20 protein-coding genes are annotated in these 23,591 nt (G+C 67.3%); 1 reads left to right on the forward strand and 19 read right to left on the reverse strand.

Annotated elements, in window-relative coordinates:
• Positions 1-6 precede the first annotated feature (6 nt).
• Together ACQHI0_RS11100 and ACQHI0_RS11105 are read right to left on the reverse strand one after the other, a co-directional pair.
• Positions 7-3,261 (reverse strand): hypothetical protein, encoded by a 3,255-nt coding sequence (locus ACQHI0_RS11100; protein ID WP_427907849.1) that lies wholly within the window; start codon positions 3,259-3,261, stop codon positions 7-9.
• A gap of 116 nt (positions 3,262-3,377) precedes the next feature.
• Positions 3,378-4,364, reverse strand: a complete 987-nt coding sequence (locus ACQHI0_RS11105; RefSeq protein ID WP_427907850.1) for a saccharopine dehydrogenase — start codon at positions 4,362-4,364, stop codon at positions 3,378-3,380.
• Between the two features lie 65 nt (positions 4,365-4,429).
• Between ACQHI0_RS11105 and ACQHI0_RS11110 the strand changes: the two genes are divergently transcribed.
• Entirely contained in the window at positions 4,430-5,029 is a 600-nt protein-coding gene (locus ACQHI0_RS11110; protein ID WP_427907851.1) for a TetR/AcrR family transcriptional regulator, read from the forward strand.
• 81 nt (positions 5,030-5,110) lie between these two features.
• Here ACQHI0_RS11110 and ACQHI0_RS11115 read toward each other — a convergent pair whose 3' ends face one another.
• From ACQHI0_RS11115 to ACQHI0_RS11195, 17 genes are read right to left on the reverse strand one after another with little or no spacing between them, the layout of a single operon-like run.
• Positions 5,111-5,998 (reverse strand): NAD(P)-dependent oxidoreductase, encoded by an 888-nt coding sequence (locus ACQHI0_RS11115; RefSeq protein ID WP_427907852.1) that lies wholly within the window; start codon positions 5,996-5,998, stop codon positions 5,111-5,113.
• A 29-nt stretch (positions 5,999-6,027) separates the two neighbouring features.
• Positions 6,028-6,198, reverse strand: coding sequence for a hypothetical protein (locus ACQHI0_RS11120; RefSeq protein WP_427907853.1), 171 nt, complete (start codon positions 6,196-6,198; stop codon positions 6,028-6,030).
• Complete coding sequence (locus ACQHI0_RS11125) at positions 6,189-7,073, reverse strand: SMP-30/gluconolactonase/LRE family protein (protein WP_427907854.1); 885 nt, start codon at positions 7,071-7,073, stop codon at positions 6,189-6,191. The genes ACQHI0_RS11120 and ACQHI0_RS11125 overlap by 10 nt, the downstream gene beginning before the upstream one ends.
• Positions 7,070-7,708: a class I SAM-dependent methyltransferase gene (locus tag ACQHI0_RS11130; protein WP_427907855.1), complete on the reverse strand. Its 639-nt coding sequence runs from the start codon at positions 7,706-7,708 to the stop codon at positions 7,070-7,072. Before ACQHI0_RS11130 ends, ACQHI0_RS11125 begins: the two co-directional genes overlap by 4 nt.
• A complete protein-coding gene (gene nuoN, locus ACQHI0_RS11135) occupies positions 7,708-9,330 on the reverse strand; it encodes an NADH-quinone oxidoreductase subunit NuoN (protein ID WP_427907856.1) in 1,623 nt (540 codons plus the stop codon). Before nuoN ends, ACQHI0_RS11130 begins: the two co-directional genes overlap by 1 nt.
• The gene (locus ACQHI0_RS11140) at positions 9,327-10,949 is read right to left on the reverse strand and encodes an NADH-quinone oxidoreductase subunit M (RefSeq protein WP_427907857.1); all 1,623 of its coding nucleotides are present in this window, start codon (positions 10,947-10,949) and stop codon (positions 9,327-9,329) included. The genes nuoN and ACQHI0_RS11140 overlap by 4 nt, the downstream gene beginning before the upstream one ends.
• Positions 10,946-12,832 (reverse strand): NADH-quinone oxidoreductase subunit L, encoded by a 1,887-nt coding sequence (gene nuoL / locus ACQHI0_RS11145; protein WP_427907858.1) that lies wholly within the window; start codon positions 12,830-12,832, stop codon positions 10,946-10,948. The genes ACQHI0_RS11140 and nuoL overlap by 4 nt, the downstream gene beginning before the upstream one ends.
• Before the next feature lies 1 nt (position 12,833).
• Positions 12,834-13,133: an NADH-quinone oxidoreductase subunit NuoK gene (gene nuoK / locus ACQHI0_RS11150; RefSeq protein ID WP_056819797.1), complete on the reverse strand. Its 300-nt coding sequence runs from the start codon at positions 13,131-13,133 to the stop codon at positions 12,834-12,836.
• The gene (locus ACQHI0_RS11155) at positions 13,130-13,951 is read right to left on the reverse strand and encodes an NADH-quinone oxidoreductase subunit J (RefSeq protein WP_427907859.1); all 822 of its coding nucleotides are present in this window, start codon (positions 13,949-13,951) and stop codon (positions 13,130-13,132) included. The genes nuoK and ACQHI0_RS11155 overlap by 4 nt, the downstream gene beginning before the upstream one ends.
• Positions 13,948-15,738 (reverse strand): NADH-quinone oxidoreductase subunit NuoH, encoded by a 1,791-nt coding sequence (gene nuoH / locus ACQHI0_RS11160; RefSeq protein WP_427907860.1) that lies wholly within the window; start codon positions 15,736-15,738, stop codon positions 13,948-13,950. Before nuoH ends, ACQHI0_RS11155 begins: the two co-directional genes overlap by 4 nt.
• Complete coding sequence (locus ACQHI0_RS11165) at positions 15,731-18,190, reverse strand: NADH-quinone oxidoreductase subunit G (RefSeq protein WP_427907861.1); 2,460 nt, start codon at positions 18,188-18,190, stop codon at positions 15,731-15,733. The genes nuoH and ACQHI0_RS11165 overlap by 8 nt, the downstream gene beginning before the upstream one ends.
• The gene (gene nuoF / locus ACQHI0_RS11170) at positions 18,187-19,509 is read right to left on the reverse strand and encodes an NADH-quinone oxidoreductase subunit NuoF (RefSeq protein ID WP_427907862.1); all 1,323 of its coding nucleotides are present in this window, start codon (positions 19,507-19,509) and stop codon (positions 18,187-18,189) included. The genes ACQHI0_RS11165 and nuoF overlap by 4 nt, the downstream gene beginning before the upstream one ends.
• A complete protein-coding gene (nuoE, locus tag ACQHI0_RS11175; RefSeq protein WP_427907863.1) occupies positions 19,506-20,222 on the reverse strand; it encodes an NADH-quinone oxidoreductase subunit NuoE in 717 nt (238 codons plus the stop codon). The genes nuoF and nuoE overlap by 4 nt, the downstream gene beginning before the upstream one ends.
• A gap of 49 nt (positions 20,223-20,271) precedes the next feature.
• Positions 20,272-21,582 (reverse strand): NADH dehydrogenase (quinone) subunit D, encoded by a 1,311-nt coding sequence (gene nuoD, locus ACQHI0_RS11180; RefSeq protein ID WP_427907864.1) that lies wholly within the window; start codon positions 21,580-21,582, stop codon positions 20,272-20,274.
• Entirely contained in the window at positions 21,582-22,334 is a 753-nt protein-coding gene (locus tag ACQHI0_RS11185; RefSeq protein WP_427907865.1) for an NADH-quinone oxidoreductase subunit C, read from the reverse strand. Before ACQHI0_RS11185 ends, nuoD begins: the two co-directional genes overlap by 1 nt.
• Positions 22,331-22,885: a NuoB/complex I 20 kDa subunit family protein gene (locus ACQHI0_RS11190; protein ID WP_019047013.1), complete on the reverse strand. Its 555-nt coding sequence runs from the start codon at positions 22,883-22,885 to the stop codon at positions 22,331-22,333. The genes ACQHI0_RS11185 and ACQHI0_RS11190 overlap by 4 nt, the downstream gene beginning before the upstream one ends.
• A gap of 10 nt (positions 22,886-22,895) precedes the next feature.
• Positions 22,896-23,276: an NADH-quinone oxidoreductase subunit A gene (locus tag ACQHI0_RS11195; protein WP_266288656.1), complete on the reverse strand. Its 381-nt coding sequence runs from the start codon at positions 23,274-23,276 to the stop codon at positions 22,896-22,898.
• Between the last annotated feature and the right edge of the window lie 315 nt (positions 23,277-23,591).

Below are 23,591 nucleotides of genomic sequence, written 5' to 3' on the forward strand. Positions count from 1 at the left end.
CCGGGACTACTCCGATGCCATGAACACGGTATGGGCAGCACGGCGGACATCGGGGTCGGCGTGTGCACGCAACGCCGTCAGCACCTGAGCCCACTCAGGTGACCAGCCGAACTTGCCGGCACAGCGGTTGACAATGGTGAGTGCGGCCAGCGCGGTGGAAGCTGCTGGGCTGCGGGCGAGTTCGGCGCTGATCGTGTGAAAGGTCGTCGGTGGCGTGGTGTCGAGTTCGGCGTTGAGGCGTTGGCCGAGGTGATGAGCGGGGCGAGTGACGAGGGCGCCGGTGGCGTAGCGGGCGACCTCGTCGAAGGTTGCGATGACACCGTCGGGGTCGGTCCAGCGCACCGCCACCACGGTGAGTTCGATGACCTGGTCGTGCCAGATCGCGTCGTCGGCCAAGGCGGCGACGACCGGTGCGGAAAACGCCCGCGGGCTCGTGGGGTGATTGCGCACAATGGTCATGTACAAGTGCAGCAGCAGCGAAAGACGTTGGTGTGCGGGAAGATCCCGGCCGACGGCGGAGAACTCGGCGCTGCGTAACCGGTGGACGATCTCGACCACGGCCGCCGGGTCGCCGTCTGCCCGGACACCGGTCAACACTGCGCGCATCGCGGCAGTCCACATGCCGAGCGATTCGAGGTCGGTGAGCCGGTCGACGATCACCTCGTAGGTGCCCGGCGCCCACCATCGCTGCCACGAGCCCAGTGCGTTGAGCGCGGGGGTGGCCAAGCGACGATCGGGATCGGCGGCCAAGTCGCGCACCAGCGTCGCGAACCGTTGCCGCTGCGCGACGGGCAACATGGCAGGCCGGATGTCGAGGATCGCGCCGGCCACCTCGGGATCGGCCGCCGCTTCGCCGAGCAGCGCCCACGTGGGGTCGTGGTCGAGGAGGAATCTGGTGGCGAACACGGCCGCGCGGCGCACATCGCGATGGGCGCCGGGGCCGGTGGCCAGCGCTGCGATGATCGGCAACGCATCGGGAGCACGCAACTCCGCGAGGAGCCGGATACCTTCTTTCCGCGCGGTGACCTTGGGTGACTCCAGCAGCGGCGCAACGGTTCCCGACAACCGAGCAGGCGCGATCCACTTGGCACAGGTCGCGATACTGCTGACCGCGACCCGAGCGCGATCGTCACCCACATGCCGCGCGAGCACGCCGATGGCCGCTTCGGGCTCGTCGCTGGTACCGAGCGCGGTGAGCGCGGCCTCGATGTCGACGAGCTCGCCGTTGTCGACAAACCACATCAGCCGCGCGAAACTGCCCGGCAGACGACCGAGTTGGCGGATCGCCGAGGCTCGCTCATACGGGGTGGTCTTGCGGCCGCGCGCGTAGTCGTACAGCAGACGCGCGTAACGGTCGACGTGCCGCGGTGACCACCGGTGGAATCCGGTGACCCACATCGGCACGAACACCACCTTCGCCGACAGGAACCGGCCCGGCGTCTTGGTGTTCAGCAGGGCATCGAGCAGGTCGGTGCGACGGTCGCCGATCAGCGATTGCACCAGCGGCAGCGTGATCAGGGAACGATCGCGGGCGAGGAGTTCGTCGAGGTGGGCGTCGCGGGTGGCCGGTGCGGCGAGTGCGAGCCGAACAGCCTGGCGGACAGTCGAATCCGAGGACGCGAAGCAGGCACGCACGATCAGCCGTTGCAGCGCGGGCAGGTCGAAGGCGCGGTGACCGAGTCCGTCGGCCAAGCTCAGACACAGGTCCCAGCGGTCACGATCCGCGTCGGACTCGAGCCGGGGGAGCAGCGTCGCGAGAATCTGCTGTTCGGCGCCGCGGGGCAGATTGCGGTGCAGCCCCGACAGATTCGGCTCGATCGACAGTTCGGCGAGCATGCCCATGATCCGGAGTGCGGTCGCGGTGAACGCCACCTCGGACGTGGTGCCGCCGTGTAGCAGCAGGGTGCGGGCGAGTGTCGCGACCGTGTTCGACGTGTTCCACGAGCGGTCGCGCGCTTGCAGTGCGTCGGTGGCGAGTTGTTCCAGACCGGGCAGGTGGTCGGTGACGAGCAGCGACATCGGGATGGCTGCGACCGCGTGCAGTGCGCTGGTGCGGACCGGATCCTGTTCGTTGCGCAACCGCGTCATCAGGGACAACAGCTCGGTGATGACCAACGGATCGCGGCTACCCACTGCCGCCGTGACGAGTTGCGGGTAGGCGATGGCGCGCTCGTCGGCCGTGGGGCGCCGGATCGCCTCTGTGAGTGCCGGTTTCGCTTCGGCCCAGGTGAGTCGTGCGGTGAGACGGTCGGTGACGTCGGGAAGGTCCGTGCCGCCGGGGCGCGACAGGAGTTCGCGGGCGATCTGCGCACGGGCCGGACCGGGAATCGTGTCGAGCAGAGCGAGGTCGACCGCGGCCGGCGCCGATCCTGGGCGCGCGAGGTCTGCCCCCGCGATCGCGTGGCGCCGCGACGGCGGAACAGCCCGCAGGATCTCGAGTTTCGGGCGGGCGGCGAGGTAGAGCTGGCGCAGTTCGTCGTCGGGCAGCGACCGCATCGCCCGCCACAACGCCGGGCCTGCCAGCGCGCGGCCGTTCCCACTGGGATGCAGCATCAGCCGCAGCATCGCCCCGGGGTCGTGGCGCGCCAGTTTTCCCGCGACCGGATTCAATGCTGTCACCGGCACGAACTCGACGGCCACCGCGGCCAATGCGAGCAATCGATCAGGGGCGTATTCGCCTGCGGTGACCGGGCTGGCGGTCAGCGATGCCCAGAGTTCCCGCCACTCGGCGCGGCCCGCTCCCCGCGACCGCGTCTCGACGAAATCGAAGACCACATCGATGTGCTTGTTGGACAAGGTAGTCCAGCTCGGCACCGCGTACGCCAGCGACGGCAGCCATTCGGCCACGACAGCCGCCGAACACGACGGCAACACACGCGCCGCCTCCACGTCCCCGAACGATATCTGCAGCGCGGGAACCAGCGCGTCGGCGATCTCCGGACGATCCGCGCGTGCGAGCGCGCGGCGGATGCGCCTCCTGGTTCGCTGCGCGGCGTCCGGCAATCTGTCGACGACCACCGCGGGATCGACGCCGAGGCGGATCAGCCCCGACAGCGCCGTGCCCGCGATCTCCTGATCCGTCGAATCGAGTTGCGACAGCAGGTAACCGCGCTCTTCGCCGACGACAGCCAGATAGTTCGCGGTCCGCTGCCCGGATCGCCCCTCCGCGGCGATCTCGCCGAGCAGGCGCGCCAGCTCGGCACTGCCGGCCGAGCGTCGAGCCGCCATCGCCAACGTCCGCATCCGCCGCGGGATGGACATTCCCGCAACGTCGTCCAACAAGGCTCTCCCCGTACCCTTCATGTCGGCCACCGTATCTGCCGGGTCCGACAGTTCCTGCTCGGCGTACTTCGACAGCGCCGGACTCGGGGAGATCGCTACCCGAGGCTCGCGCCCGCTTCGCGCATCCGCCGCATCGCGTAGGCGGGATCGATCAGCGATTCCGGCGTGTGGATGCCGGGCGTCGGCCGGGTGCCGTTGAGGCCGAGGAGTCGTTCTGCGCCGAGGGCGATGCCGAGAGCGGTCAGTGGCCGTTGCCCGTCCGGGTGGACGACGTGGTGCGTGCGACTGACTGGATTGCCCGCTTGGTCGGTGCCGTCGAGGTCGATCCTGATGTCGATCGAGGCGGGTTCGCCGCGTCGCCTGCTCGGCGTCTCGCCGACCGCGAAGTCGACCCGGACATTCGGTGCCCCGGTCGCGAGGGCCAGGCTCGGCACATCGAGGACCGGGATGCTCTGACCGGGCAAGGCGGTGCCGTCGACGGTGGACACATCGGCTTGGGCGTCGGCTTCGGCGAGCCAGGTGAAGACGCCGTCGCGACGCACCAGTCCTGCCGACGTGACGGCGGACCACCGCTCCAGATCGGCGATCCCGGCTGGTCCGCCGGTGTCGGTGTCATCTAGCGCGACGCCGACCCGGACCGTGTCGACCCTCGCGAACTCGCGCACGGAATCCAGCGTGGCGAGAACGGCAATCCCCGCCATCAGGTGGCTGGCTACCAGAACTGGTGCCGCACTGGATCTTTGCGCACCGGCAACGATTTCCGGGCCGATGTCGAGCAGACCGCTGGAGATGCTGAGGTACGGCAGTCCGTGATCTTGTGCGTAGTGCAGGCCGTTGAGCCGGTCGTCCCACAGTGTGGCGATTACCGCGGAGTGGTTCGTTTCGGCGAGGCCGAGATCGCGGCGCGACAGATCGATCGTCACCGCTGTGGCGGTGCCGAGTTCGTCGGCGACCCGCTGCGCGCGGTCGAGGTCACGGCCCGCGATGGTCAACGGCAAGGTCGGATACCAGAGGCGCAGCAGGGCGGCGGTGTCCGACCCCGCCTGCCCCGATCCGCCGAGTATCAGTACTGATCGGTCCATGGTGAACTCCGTTCCCGCAATAAAGCTACAGTTTGTAACTTACTCTTTGTAGCTAAACTGGGGCCATGGCGCAAGGGAAGATGACCGCACGATCGGGCAGGCTGGCCAAGCCCGCCAGACGCGAGCAATTGCTCGACACCGCCCTGACCTTGGTGCGCGAGCACGGCACCGACGGCCTGACGCTCGCCACCCTCGCTGAGGCCGCAGGGGTGAGCAGGCCGATCGTCTACGACCACTTCGGCACCCGACCCGACCTGCTGCTGGCGCTGTACCGGCAACTCGACGAACGCCACCGCCTCGCGTCGGAACAGGCCGTCCGCGACGCCACCCCCAGCGTCGAGGAAATCGCCCGGGTCATGAGCGCCGCCTACTTCGCCTGCGCGACCGAAATGCCGGAGTTCGATGCCATTTCCGCTGCCCTGAAGGGCAATCCGGATGTCCAGGCAATCCAGCACGACATGCTCGACAGCTACCGGGACTGGATGGCGGTCACGCTGCTGCCGTTCTCGCCCCTCACCGCCGCAGCACTTCGCCTGCGCTGTGTCGGCGTGTTAGGTGCGGCCGAAACGCTGGCCGCGGAACTGAACCTGGGCTCGACGTCTGCCGAGGAAGCGATCTCGGCCCTGACCGACCTGATCGTGGGCGGTATCGGGGGTCCCGGCTGATTCTCAGCGGCTCTCCCGTCGGGCCCGGACCGGGCGCTGGGGAAGTGGAGGGGCGGTACTCGGCGCCCCTCCACGAGGTGGTTATTTACGGCTGAAGTGTTCGACCAGCCGGGAGTAGCTGTCGTGGCCGTGGCCTGCTGTGATGGCGGTGGCGACGAGGTTTCTGGTGTAGGCGGGGAGGTCGGTATCGATTCCGCGGGCGCTGCTTTCGGAGAGCAAGTCGTCGAGGGAGGGGAGGTGATGTTGGAGGGCGCCGTAGGGGGTGGCGAATTCGGTGCTGTCGATCTCTTTCGCGAGCATCGGGAACAGTGACGACAGCGCCGCCAGAGACGGTTCGGCCTGCTGAGCGAACTCGCCGATCTGGAGGCCGGCTTTGCCGAGAAGTGCTGAGGCGTGGAGGAATCCGTTCAGCAGACCCCACATGATGTCGTGGACAGCCATGCCGTACAGCACGGGCACGGCGGGGTCGGGAGAGACGAAGGTGGCGCGGCCACCGACGGTTCGGAGCAGGGGTTCGTATCGGTCGAACGCGATGCGCGCGCCGCCGTAGAACACCACCGCGTCCGGTGAGCCGATCGCCGGGGCGATGGTCATGATCTGGCCGTGGAGGTAGTCCGCGCCGAGCTCGGTCACCAATTGCCCGGTGGCTCTGGACTGTTCGGATGAGCCGTCGGTCAGGTCGACTACCGTTCGTCCCGTCAACTCCGGCCCCGACGCACGCAACAGGTCCGCCGCGACAGCGCCACCTTTGACATTGACTATCACCACCTCGGCTGTGCCCACGGCCTCCGTCGGCGTCGCGGCCAACCGTGCGCCCTTGGCCACCAACGGATGTGCCTTGTCTTGCGACCGGTTCCACACGGTGACGCGATGACCGCCGTCCAGAAGGGCGGTGGCCAGTGCCGACCCCATCTCACCCAACCCCAGAACCGCGACTGCCTTTGCTTGTGCGTTCTCGTGTCCACTCATGAAACGGACATTAGGAGCTCAACCACTCTTCAGGTCAAGGCCCGAAAGCGCGGGTCGCACTCGGGGTGGCCGATGGCGGCGAAGGCCAGGGTCGCGAGCACCGGAATCGCAACGGCCACACCGAGCACGATCGCCAGGGTGCCGAGACGGGAGGGGACTGATCTGCGGTCGGACGTTGATGGACGCTCGGTCAGGTCCAACTCGGCACCTCGGTGACGTAGATCCGCGCGCTCCGGCGAGACAGCACTGCTTCGAGTCGGTCGATCCCCTCGAACTCGTTGCACAAGAGGAACAGATGCCGGCCTTCCGGCCCGCCGAGCGCGCAGGAGAAACACGGGAGGTCGGTCTCGACACTATGGGTGATCTTGCCACCATCGAGTACCCGAACCACTGCTCCCGCGGGGGCGCTCGCGTCGTCGGGATCGGGCATATCAGCAGTTTGACTCCAGATGCCTCCGGCGGCGTCGACGCAGATTCCGTCCGGTCCCAGCCCTTCGGCCCAGGTACGTCGGCCCGACAACGAGCCGTCGTCCTGGATGTCGAACGCGGAGAGCCGTCCGGCGAAGGATTCCGCAACCACCAACGTCGAGCCGTCGGGGGTGATCACCATTCCGTTGGGGAACTCGATGTCACCCGCGACGTCGCGGGTGGATCCGTCGGGGGCGACCAGACGGATCCAGCCAGGTTCGGGTGCGCCGCCGCCGACGAAGTCGAAATCAGCGCCGTTGACATAGACATGAGCGGCCGCGTCGACAACGATCTCGTTGCCGCCCTGAGCGCTGTGCCGCACGGTCGATCCATCCGGTTCCACTCGGGTCAGCTCTTGCCCGGAGACCAGAAGCCGGCCATCCGGCAGCCAGTCGATCGACCACCCCATGGTGTCGCGGCCGGGCGCGACCACTTCGGTCTGCCCGTCGAGGTCGACGGCGACCACGTCGCCGCTGCCCCAGTGGGCGAACCACAACCGGCCGTCGTGCCAGCGTCCGGATTCGACCATGATCAGCCCGTCCGCGAGCAGCCGCGGGGGCGGGAGCACCGTGACCCCGTTGCTGGAGTTCCCGAGCCCGCCGTTCACAGTCGCTCGATCGTCGCGCGCCAGGCGGAGGTCGTGTCGGCGAATCGTGTTCGCAGGTGCTCCGGGATGATGGTGGCGACGCGCCAGGCGGGATTGCCGGTGAAGGGCGCGGTGAGGGCTTGCGTGGTGACCGGGTGCGGGCCGATGGTGGGGCCGGTGTCGCTGAAGCACAGCACGTACAGGGTGCCGCCGGAGTCGGTGACCGAGGCCAGACTCGCCACGTACTCGGTTCGTTCGGTGACGTCGAAGGTGTGGAACAGGCCGCAGTCGAGGACTGTTTCGAAGCGGCGATACAGACGCTGCAGGTGCAGAGCGTCGGCCATCGCGAAGCCGGCGTCGATCCCGCGGTCGTCGGCGGTTCGCCGGGCTGTGGCCAGCGCTGCCTCGGCTACGTCGACACCGAGCACCGGTAGCCCGCGGGCGGCGATGAACAGCGCGTTGTCGCCGGTGCCGCAGCCGACGTCGAGGACCGGTCCGCGGAACCCACCCGCTTCGGCCAGCCGCACGACAGCGGGCTGCGGGGCGCCGATGTCCCAAGGTGCGGGGCCGTCGAGGTAGGAGGCGTTCCACGGTTGGCCGACGTGGCGTTCGTGGCTGGTCGGTGGGCGCGAGTCGGGTTGGGGAATCGACGACATCAGCGGATGAATTCCGCGGAGCGGTCGGCGAGGTCGAGGATCGGTTGGGGGAACAGGCCGAGCAGAACGGTGGCACCAGCGCTGAACGCCACGACCAGGGTGGTCGCGAAGGGGGCGGTCACGATGGGCGCGTCGGCCGGGGGGTCGGTGAAGAACATCAGGACGATCACGCGGACGTAGAAGAAGGCGGCGATGGCGCTGCAGAGGACACCGACGATCACCAACGCGGTGTAACCCGAACCGGAGGCGGCCGCGAAGACGGCGAACTTGCTGACGAACCCGCTGGTGAGCGGCAGACCGGCGAAGGAAAGCAGCAACAGGGCGAAAGCCGAAGCGAGCCAGGGGGATCGGCGGCCGAGGCCCGCCCATTGGGACAGCGCGGTCGCTTCGTCACCGGAGGAGTCACGGACTAGACTGACCACCGCGAACGCGCCGACCGTGCCGAGGCCGTAGGCCAGCAGATAGAAGAGCACGGCGGCGACACCGGCCGTGTCGGCGGCGGCGATGCCGACGAGCAGGAACCCGGCGTGGGCGATCGACGAGTAGGCGAGCATGCGCTTCACGTCGGTTTGCGTGATCGCCATGATCGCGCCGACGACCATCGTCGCGACGGCGACCGCGGCGAGCACCGGACGCCAATCAGAGCTCAGCGCGCCGACTCCCACCATCAGCACCCGCATGGTCGCGCCGACGGCGGCGATCTTGGTGGCCGCGGCCATAAAAGCGGTGATCGGTGTCGGCGCGCCCTGGTAGACGTCGGGCACCCAGGCTTGGAATGGCACGGCACCGATCTTGAACAGCAGACCGACGGCGAGCATCCCGATGCCGAGCAGACCGAGGGTGGCGTTCTCGGGCTGCTTGTCCAGTGCCGCACCGATTCCCGGCAGTGACACCGTGCCGGTCTGCCCGTACAGCAGGGCAATGCCGTAGAGGAAGAACGCCGACGAGAACGCACCGAGCAGGAAGTACTTCATCGCCGCCTCTTGCGAGAGCAACCGCCTGCGGCGAGCCAGCCCGCACAGCAGATACAGCGGCAGCGACAGCACTTCGAGCGCGACGAACATCGTCAGCAGATCATTGGACGCGGGGAACAGCAGCAGACCACCGACCGCGATCATCGTCAGCGGGAACACCTCGGTGGTCGAGACACCCGAGCGCACCGCGGCGAGTTCGTGCGCGCTGCCGGGCACTGCGGAAGCCTGCGGGGTGAACGCGTCGACCCCACGATCCAGCGCGGCGGCCGCCCGGCTCCACGTCCCTGGACCGCTGCGCGCCCGCGGCACCGCACCGCGCTCGGCGATCAGCAGCAGACCCAGCAACGCGACCAACAGGATCGTGCCCTGCAGAAACAGGGTGACCCCGTCGATGGCCACCGCGCCGACCACCGCCGTGCCCTCGGACCCGGCGAGCAACACGACGGCGACCAATGCGCCCACCACGCCGGCCAACCCGAGCACCAACTGTGTCAGGTACCGGTAGGGCCGCGGCACGAACGCTTCGACGAGCACACCCACCACGCCGACCGCGAACACGATCAGCATCGGGGCGAGCAGGTGGTATTCGATGCTCGGTGCGGGCGCGATGGCCGCGAGCTCGGTGATGGTCACGGAGTCCGTCCTCATTTGTGGCCGCCTGCGGGCGGGGTGGCCGCACCTGCTTCGGGGGCCGGGACCGTTGGGGCGGGGTCGTGCTTACCGATCGTCGAGAGGGTGTGCCCCACTGCGGGATCCACCAGATCCAGGATCGGTTTCGGATAGAAGCCGAGCACCAGCAGCGCGACCAGCAGCGGCACCACCACGGCCAGCTCACGCGGCACCAGGTCACGCAGATGCTCGTTGCCCTTCTTCAGCGGACCGGTCATCAACCGCTGATACAGCCACAGCACGTAGATCGCGGCCAGCACCAGCGCACCGGTCGCGATCACCGCCGCCGCCTGGTATTTGGGGAAGGTGCCGACCAGGACCAGGAATTCGCTGATGAACGGCGCCAGACCGGGCAGCGAGAGAGTGGCCAGGCCTGCGATCAAGAACGTGCCTGCCAGCACGGGCGCGACCTTCTGCACGCCGCCGTACTCGGCGATCATCCTGGTACCGCGGCGGGAGACGAGGAATCCGGCGATGAGAAACAGTGCGGCCGTGGACAATCCGTGATTGACCATGTACAGGGTCGCACCGGACTGCGACTGGCTCGTCATCGCGAAGATGCCGAGGATGATGAACCCGAAGTGCGAGATCGAGGTGTAGGCGATCAGTCGCATCACATCGGTTTGGCCGATCGCGAGCAGCGCACCGTAGACGATGCCGATCACGGCCAGTGTGATCACCAAGGGCGCGAAGGTGTCCGAGGCGAGGGGGAACAGCAGCACGCAGTAGCGCAGCATGCCGAAGGTGCCGACCTTGTCGACGACCGCCATCATGAGCACCGCGCTGGACGGGGTGGCCGAGACCGCTGCGTCGGGCAACCAGGTGTGCAGTGGCCACAGTGGCGCTTTGACCGCGAAGGCGAACATGAAGCCGAGGAACAGTGCGTTGAGAACGGCTGTGCTGCCGCCGAGTTCACCGTTGTTGGCCGCGGCGACCACGACCCGCAGATCGAAGGTGCCCGCCGAACCCTCGCCGAGGCCTGCCTGGGCGGTCAGCACGTACAACCCGATCACCGCGGCGAGCATGATCAGCCCGCCGAACAGGTTGTAGAGCAAGAACTTCACGGCCGCGCGTGAGCGTTGGGCGCGGATCGCGGCGTCGGTGGTGCGGGTGCCGAAACCGCCGATGAGGAAATACATCGGGATCAGCATCGCTTCGAAGAACACATAGAACAGCAGGATGTCGAGGGCGAGGAACGAGATCAGCACCATCGACTCGACCAGCAGCATCAACGCCATGTAGATGTGGATGGTCTTGGGTCCCTCGCCGGTGGCGGTGTCGTCGTTCCAGCCTGCCAGGATCAGCAGCGGCACGAGCACTGCTGTCAGCAGGACCAACGCGGTGGCGATGCCGTCGAGACCGAGGGTGTAGCCGACACCGAATGCCGGGATCCATTCGTGGGATTCGACGAATTGGTACTGCGCGCCGCCGGGCTGGAACCGTACCGTCAGGACGACCGCCAGTGCGAGGACACCGATCGACGTCGCGAACGCCACGCCACGCGCCACCGTCCGGCGGGCGGCGGGCAGGACGAGCACCACGCCCGCCCCGATCGCGGGGGCGAGCCAGAGTGTCGTCAGCCAGGGAAACGAGTTCACCAGAACCTCACCGCGAGAAGGGCAGCGGCCACCAGGGCCGCGCCGGTGAACATGGACAGGGCGTAGGAACGCACGAAACCGGTCTGCACCTTGCGGATTCGCGCCGACAGCCCGCCGATCGAGGCGGCGGTTCCGTTGACGATCCCGTCGACGCCCTTCGCGTCGAGGAACACCAGTGCTCTGGTGAGGTGGCGGCCGGGCCGCTCGAAGACGGCTTCGTTGATCTTGTCGCCGTAGAGGTCGTCACGCGCGGCATCGGTGAGCACGCTGACCTGCTCCGGTGCGACCTCGGGGATCTGGGCTTCGGCGTACTTGCGGTAGGCGATGGCCACACCGATCGCGACGGCGGTCAACGCCAGTGCGGTGACCACCGCGGCGGGCACCACGGGCTCCGCGTGATGGGAGCCGACGACGGGTTCGAGCCAGTTCACCAGCGACGAACCCCACACGAACACCCCGCCGGCGAAGACCGATCCGAACGCGAGCAGGATCATCGGCCCGGTCATCACCGTGGGTGACTCGTGCGGGTGGGTGTCGGGCTTCCAACGGCGCTCGCCGAAGAAGGTCATCAGCATGACGCGGGTCATGTAGAACGCGGTGAGTGCGGCACCGACGAGAGTGACCACGCCGAGCAGGATCCCGATGGATCCACCGTGGTCGAAGGCCGCCTCGATGATCTTGTCCTTGGAGAAGAACCCGGAGAACGGCGGCACTCCGATGATGGCGAGATAGCCGAGACCGAAGGTGATGAAGGTGATCGGCATCAGCGTGCGCAGGCCGCCGTAGCGGCGCATGTCGGTTTCGTCGTCCATCGCGTGCATCACCGAACCGGCACCGAGAAACAGGCCGGCTTTGAAGAAGCCGTGGGTGAGCAGGTGCATGATCGCGAACGCGTAGCCGGCGGGGCCGAGGCCGACGGCCAGGATCATGTACCCGATCTGGCTCATCGTCGAGGCCGCGAGTGCTTTCTTGATGTCGTCCTTGGCGCAGCCGATGATGGCGCCGAACAGCAAGGTCACCGCACCGACGGCGATCACCGCCGTGCGTGCGTTCGGCGCGAGGTCGTAGATCGGGTTGGAGCGGGCGATCAGGTACACACCGGCGGTGACCATGGTGGCGGCGTGGATGAGCGCCGAGACCGGAGTCGGGCCTTCCATCGCGTCGCCGAGCCACGACTGCAGTGGCACCTGGGCGGATTTGCCGCAGGCGGCCAGCAACAGCAGCAGACCGATCGCGGTGAGTGTGCCTTCGCTCGCGCCGGGGCTCGCCGCGAAGACGGTCTGGAAGTCGAAGGAGCCGAAGGTCGCGAACATGACCATCATCGCGATGGCCAGGCCCATGTCGCCGACCCGGTTCACGACGAAGGCCTTCTTGGCTGCCGTTGCGGCGGAGGGCTTTTCGTACCAGAAGCCGATCAGCAGATAGGACGCAAGGCCCACGCCTTCCCAGCCCAGGTACAGCACGAGGAAGTTGTCGGCGAGGACCAGCACGAGCATCGCGGCGAGGAACAGATTGAGGTAGCCGAAGAACCGGCGCTTGCCCGGATCGTGGCTCATGTAGCCGATCGAATAGAGGTGGATCAGCGACCCGACACCGGTGATGAGCAGGGCGAAGCAGATCGAGAGCTGGTCGAGCTGCAGGCTGAATCCGACCTGTAGATCACCGACGGGCACCCAGTTGAACAGTTCTTCGTGCACGGCACGGTCGGCGTCGGCGCGGCCGAGCATGCCGACGAACGCGACAAGGGCGACGACGAACGAGGCCACTGCGGTCGCGGTGCCGAGGTAGTGGCCCCAACGATCGGTGCGGTGGCCGAACAGGAGCAGGACGATCGCGCCTGCGAGCGGGAGTGCGGGCAGCAGCCACAGCGTTGCGGTACCCATGTCAGAACTTCAGCAGGTTGGCGTCGTCGACCGAGGTCGACCGGCGGGCACGGAAGATCGTCATGATGATGGCAAGGCCGACGACGACCTCGGCGGCGGCGACCACCATGGTGAAGAACGCGATCACCTGCCCGTCGAGGTTGTCGTGCAACCGGGCGAAGGTCACGAACGCCAGATTCACCGCGTTGAGCATCAGCTCCACACACATGAAGACCACGATCGCGTTGCGGCGCAACAACACTCCCGCGGCGCCGATGGTGAACAGCAGCGCAGACAGGAACAGGTAGTTCTGGGGGTTCACCGCTTGCCTTCCTCGTCGGCCGTCGGGTTGTCGTCGCGGACCGCGCCGACCGAGAGCACAGCGGCTTCGGTGTGGGCGCGGTTGCGGCGGTGACGCAGGATCGTGCTCACCGAGAGTTCGGCGAAAGAGCCGTCGGGGAGTTGGGCGGGACTGTCGACAGCGTTGTGCCGCGCGTAGACACCCGGTGTCGGTAGCGGAGTGGCCCGTTCGCCGGCATTGCGGAAGCGATCGCGCGACATTTCCCGCTGCCCGCGTTTCGGGGTGAACTGTTCGCGGTGGGCCAGCACCATCGCACCGATCGTGGCGGTGATCAGCAGTGCGCCGGTGAGTTCGAAGGCCCACACGTAGCGCAGGAAGATCAGCTCGGCGAGTTCGGCGATCACGTCACGGTCGCCGAAGCCGCGGCCGGGGAAGCTGGTTCCGCTGTCGCGCAGGGCCGCGCCGATGCCGCCGATGAACAGCAACCCGAATCCGACCCCGACGATCGCGGCGGCGATGCGCTGCCCGCGCAACGTCTCCCGCAGCGATTCCGCGGAGTCGACGCCCACCAGCATCAGCACGAACAGGAACAACATCATCACCGCGCCCGTGTACACCACGATCTGCACGACGCCGAGGAACAGTGCGCCCTGGGCGATATAGAACACGGCGAGCGAGATCATGGTCGAGGCCAGGCACAGTGCCGAGTGCACGGCCTTGGCCGCGGTCACCATGCCCAGTGCGCCGAGCACCGCGATCGGGGCGAGTACCCAGAACAGCACCCCTTCACCGGTGGAGGTGTTCGCGACTTCGGCGGCGAGAACGTGTGCGGTGGTCATCGCAGTACCTCCTGATCCGACGGTGCGGGACCGACCCGGCCCAGGTAGTAGTCGGCCGCGTCGGTGCCCGGTGCCATCGGGTGCGGGGCAGGCGTCATACCGGGCTGCAGCGGGGCCAGCAGCTGGTCCTTCTCGTAGATGAGGTCGGCGCGGTTGTCGTCGGTGAGCTCGTAGTCGTTGGTCATCGTCAGCGCGCGCGTCGGGCAGGCCTCGATGCACAGGCCACAGCCGATGCAGCGCAGGTAGTTGATCTGATAGACGCGGCCGTACCGTTCACCGGGGGAGAAGCGTTCCTCCTCGGTGTTGTCGGCGCCTTCGACGAAGATCGCGTCGGCCGGGCACGCCCACGCGCACAGTTCGCAGCCGATGCACTTCTCGAGACCGTCGTCGTAGCGGTTGAGCTGGTGGCGACCGTGATAGCGCGGCGCGGTCGGCACCTTCTCCTCGGGGTAGGACTCGGTGTTGGGCCTTTTGAACATGGTGGCCGCGGTGACCGCGAAACCGGCGAGCGGGTCGAACAACCCGAACTCGGGCTCGGCGTTCGCGGGCCGAGCCGGCATCGGCGGGACCGGGAAGCCGAGAAACACCGACGATGTCGCGGGCTCTTGCGGCGGCAACGGCGGCAGTCCCTGGCTGCGGCCCGCGCGCAGGAACATCGCGATCATCGCCGCGGTGATCACCAGACCCACACCGACCAGGATCAGGTTCTGGCCGGGGAGGCCTTCGAGGTCGAGCACGCGGGCGGCGGCGACGATCATCACCCACACCAGCGAGGTGGGGATGAGCAGTTTCCAGCCGAGGTTCATGAACTGGTCGTAGCGCAAGCGCGGCAGGGTGCCGCGCAGCCAGACGAACACGAACAGGAACGTCCACACCTTGAGGGTGAACCACAGCAGCGGCCACCACCCGGAGTTGGCGCCCTCCCACAGACTGATCGGGAACGGTGCCCGCCAGCCGCCGAGGAACAGGGTGGTCGCCAGCGCGGAAACCGTTGCCATGTTGACGTATTCGGCGAGCATGAACATCGCGAACTTCAGCGACGAGTACTCGGTGTGAAAACCGCCGACCAGCTCACCTTCGGCTTCGGGCAGGTCGAAGGGCGCGCGATTGGTTTCGCCGACCATCGCCACGCAATAGATCAGGAACGAGGGCAACAGCAGGAAGACATACCAGGTCCCCTCCTGCGCGCTCACGATCTCGGAGGTCGCCATGGTTCCCGACAGCAGGAATACCGTGGCGAAGGTCAGCGCCATCGCGATCTCGTAGGAGATCACCTGCGCGGTCGAGCGCAGGCCACCGAGCAGCGGATATGTCGAACCCGAGGACCAGCCTGCCAGCACGATGCCGTACACGCCGATGGAGGTGATGGCGAGGATGTAGAGCACGGCGACGGGCATATCGGTGAGTTGCAACGCGGTGCGCGTGCCGAAGATCGACACCTCCGTGCCCATCGGGATCACCGCGAACGCCATGAACGCCGGGATCACCGAGATGATCGGGGCGAGCACGAAGATCGGCTTGTCCACGATCGCCGGGATGATGTCTTCCTTGAGCGCCATCTTCACGCCGTCGGCGATCGATTGGAGCATGCCGCCAGGGCCGATCCGGTTGGGACCGATTCGCATCTGCATCCACGCGACGACTTTGCGCTCGGCGTAGACCGCGATCAACGGCACCAGCATCAGGTAGACGAACACGCCCAGCGCTTTGACCACGACCAGCCACAGCGGGTCGGTGCCGAAAACAGGTCCGCCCTCGGCCGCGAGGAATAGCACTCGATCACTCATGACGGTGTTCCTTCATCCTGTCGTCGGCGCGACGCAGGCGCACCACGGCACCGGGTGTCACACCGAGTTCGGCGGCGACCGTCGACCCGGGCGAGTGCAGCGGCAGCCACACCACCCGGTCGGGCAGGTCCGTGATCATCAGCGGCACCGAGATCTCACCGCGGGCGGTGGAGACGATGATGTGATCGGCGTCGTCGGCTTCGATCTCGGCGGCTGTCGCGGCCGACAACCGCGCGACCGGCGGGCGGGCGACGCCGGCGAGATTGGGTTCACCGTCTTGCATCCGGCCGGCATCCAGCAGCATTCGCCACCCGGCGAGCACGGCCGTTCCCGGGCCGGGTGCGGGGCGGGTCTGGCTGGTCAGCTCCGGAGCCGGGATGGGTTCGCCGGTCCAGGTGCCGAGTCCGTCGAGTTCGGTGCGGGCGGCCGCGGTATCGGGCAGGTTGATCGGGACGCCCATCTGCCCGGCCAGCGAGTGCAGTACCCGCAGGTCCGACAGCGGGGCGGCGACCCGGCGGGTGGTGTCGAGTGAGGCCGCGGTGAAGGGCCGCGGGCGGCCTTCCCAGGTGCGGAAGGTGCCGGACTTCTCCATCGCGGTCGCCACCGGGAAGACGACGTCGGCGCGTTCGGTGACGGCGCTGTGCCGCATCTCGAGGCTGACGACGAACCGTGCCGCGTCGATGGCGGCCAGTGCGGCGGCCGGATCGGCCATGTCGGCCGGGTCGACGCCGCCGATGACGAGCGCACCCAGCTGGGCGGCGTTCGACAGGATCGCGGTGGCATCGCGGCCCACGGTGACCGGAAGTTCTCCGGACTGCCACCGGTGCCGAACCTGTTGGCGCGCAGCGGGATCCACTACCGGCCTGCCGCCGGGCAACAGACCGGGCAGTGCGCCCGCTTCCAACGCGCCACGCTCGCCCGCGCGACGAGGCACCCAAGCCAGCGCGGCACCGGTGGTGTCGGCCAGGCGGGTCACGGCCGACAGCGCACCGGGGCTGCCCGCGAGGCGTTCGCCGGCCATGATGACCGCGCCGGGGGTCGCCAGCATTGTCACGAGTTCGCCGGCATCGGCGGATGTTTCGGCCATGATCGAGGTGATGACATCGGCTTCGCCGCAGGGCGGGGTTTGGATCAGTGTGCCCGACATGCGTTCGAGACCGCGGGAGGCGAACGGGGCCAGCGACACCACTCGTTGCCCGCGGGTGCGTGCGGCCTTGCGCAGCCGCAGGTAGACGATGGGCGATTCCTCTTCCGGCTCGAACCCGACCAGCAGCACGGTGGGGGCTCGATCGAGTGCGGCGAAATCGACCTGCAGGCCACGTCCGGCGACGCGGGCGGCGAGGAAGCGTTCTTCCTCTTCCGAATGCACCCGGCTGCGGAAGTCGATGTCGTTGGTAGCCAGGACCATTCGCGCGAACTTGCTGTACGCGTAGGCCTCTTCCTCGGTGACGCGGCCGCCGACGAGCACGCCGGCGTTGCCGATCGCGGCGCTCAGGCCCGCGGCGGCGGCGGTGAGGGCTTCGGGCCAGGAGGCCGGGGCGAGAACGCCGTCCCAGCCCCGCACCATCGGGGTGGTGAGGCGGTCGCGTTCGGTGGCGTAGGCGAACGCCCAGCGGCCCTTGTCGCAGTTCCATTCCTCGTTGACCTGGGGGTCGTCACCGGCCAAGCGGCGCAACACTTTTCCGCGACGATGATCGGTGCGCTGTGCGCATCCGGAGGCGCAGTGCTCGCAGACACTCGGTGTGGAGACCAGGTCGAACGGTCGGGCGCGGAAGCGATACGAGGTGCCGGTGAGAGCGCCGACGGGACAGATCTGCACGGTGTTGCCGGAGAAATAGGAGTCGAGGGGTTCGGCCTGAGCGATACCGACCTGTTGCAACGCACCGCGATCCATCAGTTCGATGAACGGGTCACCGGCGATCTGCTGGGAGAACCGGGTGCAGCGGGCGCACAGCACGCAGCGCTCCCGGTCCAGCAGCACCGCCGTGGACAGCGGGATCGGCTTCGGGTACGTCCGTTTTTCGCCTTCGAACCGGGATTCGGCGCTGCCGGTGGACATCGCCTGGTTCTGCAGCGGGCATTCGCCGCCCTTGTCGCAGACGGGGCAATCCAGGGGATGGTTGATGAGCAGCAGCTCCATCACGCCGCGCTGAGCCTTTTCGGCGACCGGGGAACTGATCTGGGTGCGCACGACCATGCCGTCGGTGACGGGGATCGTGCAGGAGGCGACCGGCTTTCGCTGTCCTTCGACTTCGACGATGCACTGACGACACGCGCCGACCGGGTCGAGCAGGGGGTGGTCGCAGAAGCGGGGGATCTGCACGCCGATCAGTTCGGCGGCGCGGATCACCAAGGTGCCGACGGGGACTTCGATGGTGGTGTCGTCGATGGTGACGCTCACCATGTCGGTGGGCACCACACCGCTGCTGTTCCCTGGGGCTATGGCCGTCATCGGTCCTCTTTTCCTGGTGCCCACACGGTCGCGGCGGCCGGGTCGAACGGGCAACCGCCGAGCCGCTGATGGGCGAGGTATTCGTCGCGGAAGTACTTCAGCGAGGAGAAGATCGGGCTGGCCGCGCCGTCGCCGAGCGCGCAGAACGATTTGCCGTTGATGTTGTCGGCGATGTCGGCGAGCTTGTCCAGGTCAGCTTCGGTGCCATGGCCGGCTTCGAGCCGGCGCAGCAACTGCACGAGCCAGTAGGTGCCTTCGCGGCACGGTGTGCATTTTCCGCACGATTCGTGGGCGTAGAACTCGGTCCAGCGCAGGACCGCGCGCACCACGCAGGTGGTGTCGTCGAAGATCTGTAAGGCCTTGGTGCCCAACATGGATCCGGCGGCGGCGACGCCTTCGTAGTCGAGGGCGACGTCGAGGTGTTCGTCGGTGAACATCGGAGTCGAGGAGCCGCCGGGGGTCCAGAACTTGAGGGTGTGTCCGGCTCGAACGCCGCCCGCGTAACCGAGCAGCTCACGCAAGGTGATGCCGAGCGGTGCCTCGTACTGGCCGGGGCGGGCGACGTGTCCGGACAGGGAGTACAGGGTGAAGCCGGGGGACTTCTCGCTACCCATCGAGCGGAACCATTCGGTGCCGTTGCGCAGGATCGAGGGCACGCTGGCGATGGATTCCACATTGTTCACGACCGTGGGGCAGGCGTAGAGGCCTGCGACGGCGGGGAACGGTGGGCGCAGTCGAGGCTGGCCCCTTCTGCCTTCGAGCGAGTCGAGCAGGGCGGTTTCCTCGCCGCAGATGTAGGCGCCCGCGCCTGCGTGCACGATGAGGTCGAGGTCGAAACCCGAGCCGAGGATGTCGCGGCCGAGCAGGCCCGCGTTGTATGCCTCCGCGACGGCGGCTTGGAGTCTGCGCAGTACCGGAACTACTTCGCCGCGGACGTAGATGAACGCGGTCGCGGCGCGGATCGCGTACGCGGCGATCACGATGCCTTCGACGAGGGTGTGCGGGGTGGCCAGCATCAACGGGATGTCTTTGCAGGTGCCGGGTTCGGATTCGTCGGCGTTGACGACGAGGTAGTGCGGTTTCGTCGCGCCGTCGGGGCCGGGGCCCTGCGGGATGAACGACCACTTCATGCCGGTGGGGAAGCCTGCGCCGCCGCGGCCGCGCAGGCCCGCGTCCTTGACGGTGTGGATTACTTCGTCCGGGGTTTGCCGCAGGGCGGCCCGGAGTCCGTCGTAGCCGCCGGTCGCGCGGTAGCTGTCCAGGGTCCAGGAGTGCGGGGTGGCCCAGTGTTCGCTGAGGACCGGGGTGAGGGTCGTCATCGTGATCCCCCGTTCGACTCGTCTTCTGCCGCGGCGGATTCAAGCCCTGCCAGAGTGGGAGCGCCGGGTGCGCCTTCGAGAGCGCCGGGGCGTTCGTCGGGGAAGCCGGCGAGGATGCGGGCCGTCTCGCGGAACGTGCACAGTGGTGCGCCGCGGGTCGGGCGGACCTGGTGGCCCGCCTGCAGTGCGTCGGCGATCGCGACCGCCGAGTCGGGGGTCTGGTTGTCGAAGAATTCCCAGTTCACCATCATCACCGGGGCGTAGTCGCAGGCGGCGTTGCATTCGATGTGTTCGAGGGTGATGGCACCGTCGGGGGTGGTTTGGCCGTGCTCGAGGTTCAGATGTCGTTGCAGCGCTTCATAGATGGCGTCGCCGCCGAGGACCGCGCACAGGGTGTTGGTGCACACCCCGACGTGGTAGTCGCCGGTGGGGGTGCGCCGGTACATCGAATAGAAGGTGGCGACCGCGGTCACCTCGGCGCCGGTGAGGTTCAGGTGATCGGCGCAGAAGTCGATGCCGGTGCCGGTCACATAACCTTCCTCGGCTTGCACCAGGTGCAGCAGCGGAAGAAGCGCGGAGCGGGGGTGGGGATAGCGGGTGATGATCTCCTTCGCGTCCAGCTCGAGGCGTTCGCGCACGTGCGGCGGATACGGTTCGGGACGAGTACTGAGGCTCAGGAGAATCGGTGTGCTGGTGGGGGTTTCGCTACTCATCGGTCCACACCTCCCACTGTGAGGTCAGTGCCCGGACGGTGTTCTTTGCTCATCTGTCTACTCCGCCCATGACGGGGTCGATGCTGGCGACCGAGGCGATGACGTCGGCGACCATGCCGCCCTCGCACATCGCGGCCACCGCTTGCAGGTTGGTGAACGAGGGGTCGCGGTAGTGCACCCGGTAGGGCTGGGTGCTGCCGTCGCTGACCATGTGCACACCCAGTTCCCCGCGCGGGGACTCCACCGCTGAATACACCTGTCCCGCAGGCACTCTGATGCCCTCGGTGACGAGCTTGAAGTGGTGGATCAGCGATTCCATGGAGGTTCCCATGATCTTGCCGATGTGCTTGGACGAGTTGCCGAGACCGTCGGGGCCAAGTTCCAGGTCGGCGGGCCAGGCGATCTTCTTGTCGTCGATCATCACCGGTCCCGGCCGCAGCTTGTCCAGGCACTGTTCGACGATCTTGATCGACTCGGTCATCTCGGCGACCCGGATGATGTAGCGGCCGTAGCAGTCACAGCCGGTGGTGGTCGGGATGTCGAATTCGTAGTTCTCGTAACCGCAGTAGGGGTCCGACTTACGCAGGTCGTGCGGCAGGCCGGTGGCGCGAAGGACGGGGCCGGTGATGCCGAGCGCCATGCACCCGGTGAGGTCGAGATAGCCGATGTCCTGGGTGCGCTTCTTCCAGATCGGGTTGGCGCTGAGCAGGTGCTCCATGTCGCGCAGGCGACCGGGCAGGATATCGAGGAGCTCGCGGACTTTGGTGACGCCGTCGTCGGGAAGGTCTTGGGCCAAGCCGCCGGGACGGATGTAGGCATGGTTCATCCGCAGGCCGGTGATGGTCTCGAAGACGTCGAGGATGAGTTCGCGTTCGCGGAAGCCGAACAGCATCGGGGTGAGCGCGCCCAGTTCCATGCCGCCGGTCGCCAGCGCCACCAGGTGCGAGGAGATGCGATTGAGCTCCATCAGCAGCACCCGCACCACGGTGGCGCGTTCGGGGATCTGGTCGGTGATGTCGAGGAGTTTCTCGACGCCGAGGCAGTAGGCGGTTTCGTTGAAGAAGGGCGACAGGTAGTCCATCCGGGTCACGAAGGTGACGCCCTGGGTCCAGTTCCGGAATTCCAGGTTCTTCTCGATACCGGTGTGCAGGTAGCCGATGCCGCAACGGGCCTCGGTGACGGTTTCGCCCTCGATCTCGAGGATCAGGCGCAATACCCCGTGTGTGGACGGGTGCTGGGGGCCCATGTTCACCACGATGCGTTCTTCGGCGCCGCCGTCGATCACTTCGCTGACCTGGTCCCAGTCCTGGCCTGCGACCGTCACTACCGGGTCGTCGCGGCGGAAGTCGGTGTCGGTCATCAGCTGTAGGTCCTCCGCTCGTCGGGCGGCGGTATGCGCGCGCCCTTGTACTCCACCGGGATCCCGCCGAGCGGGTAGTCCTTGCGCTGCGGATGCCCGCGCCAGTCGTCGGGCATGGTGATGCGGGTCAGGGAGGGGTGCCCGTCGAAGAGAATGCCGAAGAAGTCGTAGGTTTCGCGTTCGTGCCAGTCATTGGTCGGATAGACCGAGAACAGCGACGGTATGTGCGGATCGGCATCGGGCGCCGACACTTCCAGCCGGATACTGCGGCCGTGGGTGATCGACTTCAGGTGATAGACGGCGTGCAGTTCCCGGTCTGTGTCGTCGGGGTAGTGCACCCCGTTGACGCCCAGGCACAGTTCGAAGCGCAGGGAGCTGTCGTCACGCAGTGTGCTCGCGACGGCGACGAGGTGTTCGCGTTTGACGTGCAGGGTGAGTTCGTCGCGGAAGACCACGATCTTCTCGATCACGGTGTCGAAGGCGATGACCCGGCCCACGAGTGCGGCGCGCAACGTGCCGATGAAGGCGTCGAACCAACCGCCGTACGGGGGCGGGGTGCCCGCGGGCAGGGCGACCGGGGTGACCAGGCCGCCGTAGCCGGAGGTGTCGCCGGTGCCGCTGACGCCGAACATGCCGCGCCGGGTGCCGATCACCTCGTTCTGAGGTGGTTTCGGTGGCGTCTGCGCGGGCGATTCCTCCGGAACTTCCTGTCCCGCAGGGCTGTCGGTGTTGTCGGGGGAGTCGAAGGTCATCGCAGCAGGCCCTCCATCCGGATGGTCGGCGTGCTGGCGAGCGCGGCCTGCTCGGCGGCGCGGATCGCTTCCTCGCGGTTGACGCCCATCGGCATCTCGGCGATTTTCGCGTGCAGCGCCAGGATCGCGTTGAGCAGCATCTCCGGGCGGGGCGGGCAGCCGGGCAGGTAGATGTCGACCGGGACGATGTGGTCGACGCCCTGCACGATGGCGTAGTTGTTGAACATGCCGCCCGAGGACGCGCAGACCCCCATGGCCAGCACCCATTTCGGTTCGGTCATCTGGTCGTAGACCTGGCGCAGCACCGGCGCCATCTTCTGACTCACCCGGCCCGCCACGATCATCAGGTCGGCTTGGCGTGGGGAGGCGCGGAACGCTTCCATGCCGAAGCGAGCGATGTCGAATCGTCCGGCGCCGGTGGCCATCATCTCGATCGCGCAGCACGCCAACCCGAACGTGGCGGGCCAGACCGAGCCCTTACGCAGGTAGCCGGCGAAATCCTCGACCGTGCTCAGCAGAAATCCGCTGGGCAGTTTCTCTTCGAGACCCATTATTTCCCACTCATTCCCAGCTGAGGCCGCCGCGACGCCACTCGTAGGCGTAGGCGACAGACACATTGACGATGAACAGCGCCATCGCGGCGAGACCGAACAGCCCGAGCGTGTCGAAATGCACGGCCCACGGGTAGAGGAACACGATCTCGATGTCGAAGATGATGAACAGCATCGCCGTGAGGTAGTACTTCACCGGAAAGCGCTGTCCTGCTGTATTTCCCGGGCCGCCTGCGATGGCGTGCGGGGTCGGCTCGATGCCGCATTCATAGGGTTCGAGTTTGGCCCGGTTGTAGCGTTTCGGGCCGATCAGCGACGCCATGATGACGGAGAACACCGCGAACGCCGCGGCGATGGCGCCGAGTACGAGTGCGGGCACCTCGATATTCACGACTGCACTTCCCCTCCTCGCTGGAGCAGGCCGAGCCGTGTGGCCCGGCCGCGGACGGCAGCTTTCGGCGAGACGGGGCCGACAACGTTGTCCGCCGAACCGGGGCTCGCGCAAGGCTGTGCAGCGATGGCGGAGCGTTATACAAGAGCCCGTGCTCGTGTGAGCTAGAGCACAGACTACCGCCGTTTCGGGGGTCCGCCGCACGTTTCCGGGGCGGGGTTTGATCGATATCGGCACCGCGATTCATGAGCGAAACGGGGGTAATCCATTCCGGGCATGCCGCTGCGAACCACAGGTGTTACCAGTGGTGATAGA

This window comes from Nocardia sp. FBN12 (assembly GCF_050320175.1).
In the GTDB taxonomy this organism is placed as follows: domain Bacteria; phylum Actinomycetota; class Actinomycetes; order Mycobacteriales; family Mycobacteriaceae; genus Nocardia.

Coding starts and splice junctions, on each gene's coding strand:
- ACQHI0_RS11100 (WP_427907849.1), bottom strand. CDS start 3,261: ATGTCCATCCCGCGGCGGATGCGGACGTTGGCGATGGCGGCTCGACGC.
- ACQHI0_RS11105 (WP_427907850.1), bottom strand. CDS start 4,364: ATGGACCGATCAGTACTGATACTCGGCGGATCGGGGCAGGCGGGGTCG.
- ACQHI0_RS11110 (WP_427907851.1), top strand. CDS start 4,430: ATGGCGCAAGGGAAGATGACCGCACGATCGGGCAGGCTGGCCAAGCCC.
- ACQHI0_RS11115 (WP_427907852.1), bottom strand. CDS start 5,998: ATGAGTGGACACGAGAACGCACAAGCAAAGGCAGTCGCGGTTCTGGGG.
- ACQHI0_RS11130 (WP_427907855.1), bottom strand. CDS start 7,708: ATGTCGTCGATTCCCCAACCCGACTCGCGCCCACCGACCAGCCACGAA.
- nuoN (WP_427907856.1), bottom strand. CDS start 9,330: ATGAGGACGGACTCCGTGACCATCACCGAGCTCGCGGCCATCGCGCCC.
- nuoL (WP_427907858.1), bottom strand. CDS start 12,832: ATGGGTACCGCAACGCTGTGGCTGCTGCCCGCACTCCCGCTCGCAGGC.
- ACQHI0_RS11155 (WP_427907859.1), bottom strand. CDS start 13,951: ATGACCACCGCACACGTTCTCGCCGCCGAAGTCGCGAACACCTCCACC.
- nuoH (WP_427907860.1), bottom strand. CDS start 15,738: ATGAGTGATCGAGTGCTATTCCTCGCGGCCGAGGGCGGACCTGTTTTC.
- ACQHI0_RS11165 (WP_427907861.1), bottom strand. CDS start 18,190: ATGACGGCCATAGCCCCAGGGAACAGCAGCGGTGTGGTGCCCACCGAC.
- nuoF (WP_427907862.1), bottom strand. CDS start 19,509: ATGACGACCCTCACCCCGGTCCTCAGCGAACACTGGGCCACCCCGCAC.
- nuoE (WP_427907863.1), bottom strand. CDS start 20,222: ATGAGTAGCGAAACCCCCACCAGCACACCGATTCTCCTGAGCCTCAGT.
- nuoD (WP_427907864.1), bottom strand. CDS start 21,582: ATGACCGACACCGACTTCCGCCGCGACGACCCGGTAGTGACGGTCGCA.
- ACQHI0_RS11185 (WP_427907865.1), bottom strand. CDS start 22,334: ATGACCTTCGACTCCCCCGACAACACCGACAGCCCTGCGGGACAGGAA.
- ACQHI0_RS11190 (WP_019047013.1), bottom strand. CDS start 22,885: ATGGGTCTCGAAGAGAAACTGCCCAGCGGATTTCTGCTGAGCACGGTC.